At 41.8% G+C, this 3,647-nt stretch carries 3 protein-coding genes; 2 read left to right on the forward strand and 1 reads right to left on the reverse strand.

What is annotated here, in order from left to right:
- The coding region (locus tag H6S82_RS23835) for an ATP-binding protein (RefSeq protein WP_191056813.1) at window positions 1-1,232 on the forward strand (1,232 nt) is incomplete at its 5' end.
- Window positions 1,233-1,244: 12 nt separating this feature from the next.
- Here H6S82_RS23835 and H6S82_RS23840 read toward each other — a convergent pair.
- Entirely contained in the window at window positions 1,245-2,030 is a 786-nt protein-coding gene (locus H6S82_RS23840) for a sulfite exporter TauE/SafE family protein (RefSeq protein ID WP_190474349.1), read from the reverse strand.
- A gap of 478 nt (window positions 2,031-2,508) precedes the next feature.
- Here H6S82_RS23840 and H6S82_RS23845 point away from each other — a divergent pair.
- Window positions 2,509-3,647, forward strand: a 1,139-nt coding sequence (locus H6S82_RS23845; RefSeq protein WP_191056814.1) for an FAD-dependent oxidoreductase, incomplete at its 3' end; no start/stop codon positions are given.

Below are 3,647 nucleotides of genomic sequence, written 5' to 3' on the forward strand. Positions count from 1 at the left end.
AGGCGCTGCAAAGGTTAAAAATTGCACAACCAGATCTCATTTTATTAGATGTAGTGATGCCGGGAAAAGATGGCTTTGAAATCTGCCGCCGTTTGAAAGAAAATCCATTAACACACGATATTCCTGTGATTTTTATGACATCCCTGGCTGACACGACCGATAAAGTTAAAGGGTTAAAGTTAGGAGCTGTAGACTACATTACCAAACCATTTCAAGCGGAAGAAGTCCTAGTTCGGATCGAGCTGCATCTCAGGTTAAGAAATCTTACTAAGGCGCTAGCTACAAAAAATGAACAGTTAAAGGTAGAAATTAAAGAAAGACAGGCTGTAGAAGCAACTTTGCGGGAACTACAACAAGATTTAGAACAACGGGTAGAAGCAAGAACAGCCGAACTCAAGGAAGCCCAAGTATGGCTTGTGCAATCTGAAAAAATTGCCAGTCTGGGACAATTGGTTGCGGGTATAGCTCACGAAGTAAATAATCCCGTTAATTTCATAGTGGGTAATTTAGGACATATCGATCGCTATTTTGAAGACTTAATCGCTCTGCTCAATCTCTATCAAAAATATCTGCCGGAACCACCTAATGAAGTTATAGATAAAATAGAGGAAATTGAGTTGAAGGAGTTGTTGTCAGATTTGCCCAAGGTGTTGAATTCTATGCACATCGGTGCAAGCCGTATTTTAGATCTTTCTTCTTCTTTACGAAATTTTTCTCGCTTGGATGACGCAGGTAAAAAAAATGTTAATATTCATGAAGGGATTGAAAGTACGCTTCTAATTTTGGGACACCGTTTGAAAGCTAGACCTGATTATCCAGCTATTCAAGTAATAAGAGAATATGACGACTTACCCCTTGTTGAGTGCTATCCCGGACAACTAAATCAGGTATTTATGAACTTGATCGCCAATGCGATCGACGCGCTAGAAGATAAAATACACTCTCAAAATATAGATGATAAATATGCAAATTATCAACCCACGATCCATATTAAAACAAAAGTTATAAAACGGCAAGTATTAATTCATATTATCGATAATGCCGCTGGTATAAGTGAGGAATTCCAACAACAAGTTTTCGCTCCCTTCTTTACAACTAAGCCCCCCGGAAAAGGTACGGGATTAGGGCTATCTATCTCACAAAAGATTGTAGTTATCAATCACAGCGGACAGTTGACTTGCAGTTCGGTAATCGGACAGGGTACGGAATTTGTGATTAAAATTCCGATTTAGAGCGTTTTGTAACTATCTTTTGATTAAAATAAATAATGCCACAACTAGGACAAAATAACCAAATCCTTTCTCCAAATCTTTAGGAAGGAAAAACTTTGTGAAATACGTTCCTATGAGGATACCTGCACTAGCAACAGCTGTAAAGGATTCTAGTAAATTCCACTCTACAAACACATGACCGAAGTATCCTGCAAATCCGGTAACTGATTTGAGAGCTAAAATAATCAAAGATGTACCGATCGCTTCTTTCATGGGAGTATTTCCTAGCAATACTAGCGCCGGTATTACTAAAAAACCACCACCAATTCCAACAAATCCGGTAATTATTCCCACTACAAACCCTTCCATTACTATAGCCAGCCATCGGTATTTATGAGGCTCGTTATCCTCAGAATTTAACTCGACAATCTCGTCAAATTCATCGGTTTGATTTGCTCCTTTACGAAGCATAGAAATAGATGCTATCAACATAACGAGCCCAAAGGTAATTAACTGAATAGTCGGGGTAACGATGGGAAGAAAAGTAGCACGAGCGCCAAGATAAGCACCCAACATAGCTGTTGGGGAAAATAAGGCAGCAATTTTCAAATTTACATTTCCTTGCCGCCAGTGAGGAATCGCGCCAATAATACTAACAGTACCAACAATAACCAAGGTCATGGCAAAGGCTGACTGAGCTGGCACTCCCATTATGTAAATTAAAATAGGAGCCGCTAAAATCGATCCTCCACCGCCTATTAACCCCAAGCTAATCCCAATACAAGTTGCTAAAATATGTCCAATAATCCAAGCAGTCATTGTTTCATTCCATAAAACCTTGGTCTAGAAAGCGTTTCGCTACTTTCAGACATCCCTAAAATGCCCTTTATCTTTAGCTTTTAAACACGCACTAACCATACGGTTTATTTGCTTATTATTTAGGTTTTTCACATATTAATATAAATTTTACAATTTGACAATAGCCAAAAATTTTTGCAGATCGGTTAGGGCTCGGTAAACCCTTATTTAGAGAAAGAAATACTTACGTATCGATCGAAAAATATCTCGCTTGCTTTTTTACTCATCTGGCGATCGCAATGAGTACTCCGGGGCGGGGTTGCCTCTTTCCCAGTTCCAATTTTCGCTGCGATCGAGCTAAGCAGGATATTTTATGCTTAAATAGTAATATAAGTAATTAAGAAAACTTTGAAACAGTATAAGGTGGAGCAGAAAAGCGAACACCAGCCCTATCAATGGCAGCAAGCTGCCGTCCCACAGAAGGAGGAAATCAAAAAAGATGGCAAAAGTGGTTGTAATTGGCGCGGGATTGGGGGGGCTGCCCACCGCTTACGAACTGCGACATCTGCTGCCGAAAGAACATAAGGTGACGTTAATTTCCGATCGACCCGAATTTACTTTTATTCCTGGGTCGATTCGGGTAGCGCTGAACCTCAAGCCTCTGGAAGACATTCAATTAAACTTAGCTGAATTAACCAAGCGGCACGGTATTGAATGGATACTGGGAAGAGTAACAGCTTTTAACCCTGAAACCAAACGCATCACTGTAGAAGAAAATCGAATAGTTGATTGGGATTATGTGGCGATCGCCACAGGTGCTTCCTTTGCCTTTGATGCCGTGCCCGGACTGGGCCCAGATGGAGGTTATACCCATTCAGTTTGCTCGCCCAATCATACTTTAGAAGCGCGAACAGCTTGGCTGAAGTTCTTAGAAAATCCGGGGCCTTTGGTGGTAGGAGCAATGGCGGGAGTTAGTTGTTTTGGGCCAGCTTATGAGTTTTTGTTAATGGCAGAGTGGGAGTTGCGGCGCAGAGGTTTGCGCGATCGAGTATCGATTACTTTTGTGACGCCAGAACCTTATCTCGGACATTTGGGATTAGATGGTTTGAGTAACTCCAGACAATTAACGGAAAACCTGCTAAAAAAACGAGGAATTGAGGCAGTAACTAATGCGAGAATTACTTCCGTCGATGCGGAAGCGATCGCACTATCTGATGGGCGCGAACTTCCCTATCAATATGCCATGATACTGCCAGCTTTTCGAGGAGTAGAATTTATCGATCGAGTACTTGGCTTGGGCGATCGCAAAGGGTTTATTCCCGTATTGCCTACCTACGAACATCCTCAATTTTCCTCCGTTTATGCCCTTGGCGTGAGTGTGGCATTGCCGGAAACCAAAGAAGTTGCGCCGCTGGGATTACCCAAAACCGGACAAATGACAGAAGCAATGGGATTAGCAGTCACACACAATATCGCTGTCAAGTTAGGTGCGATCGCAGATCATTTGAAAACACCTACGTTGGAAGCAATTTGTTTTGCTGAATTTGGCGATACGGGGATTGCCTATGTTGCAGCCCCCGTTTTGCCAGATCCAGAAACAGGTAAACGGCGTTACTCCTACGCTTTGCAAGGACGCTG

The sequence above is a fragment of the Planktothrix sp. FACHB-1355 genome, from assembly GCF_014748295.1.
In the GTDB taxonomy this organism is placed as follows: domain Bacteria; phylum Cyanobacteriota; class Cyanobacteriia; order Cyanobacteriales; family Aerosakkonemataceae; genus Aerosakkonema; species Aerosakkonema funiforme_A.

Coding starts and splice junctions, on each gene's coding strand:
- H6S82_RS23840 (WP_190474349.1), bottom strand. CDS start 2,030: ATGACTGCTTGGATTATTGGACATATTTTAGCAACTTGTATTGGGATT.